1 protein-coding gene is annotated in these 316 nt (G+C 54.1%); it reads right to left on the minus strand.

Annotated features, from left to right (window positions below; all coding sequences use genetic code 11):
- The coding region (locus Q0835_RS30225) for a hypothetical protein (protein WP_298967212.1) at positions 1–316 on the minus strand (316 nt) is incomplete at both ends.

The following is a 316-nucleotide window of genomic DNA, read 5'->3' on the forward strand; positions in this document are numbered from 1 at the left end:
AACCCTCTCCAGCTTTGTTGGTTCGCCATTTTCAAGTTGAACCGGGGCTACCGTTTTGTTGTTGAGCCGGAAGCCGTTCGAGCCCTCAGCATGGCCTGGATAATGATCATTGTGATCTTGAATAAGATCGTTGAGAGATTGTCTAGGCAGTTCTCCAGACGGACCCGTTCCGTCAAGACGTTGTTGCCGGGGCTGGCTCCTGTTTGAGCTGATAGTCTGCTGCCGTTGGCTGGCCAGCCCTTTGTATGTTCCATCTTCCCCCCGGTTTTCGCCGTAGACCGGGATCTTGCCGCCCTCTATCGACTTTGCCAGGGAA

It is taken from the genome of uncultured Roseibium sp., from assembly GCF_947499295.1.
Lineage (GTDB): Bacteria > Pseudomonadota > Alphaproteobacteria > Rhizobiales > Stappiaceae > Roseibium.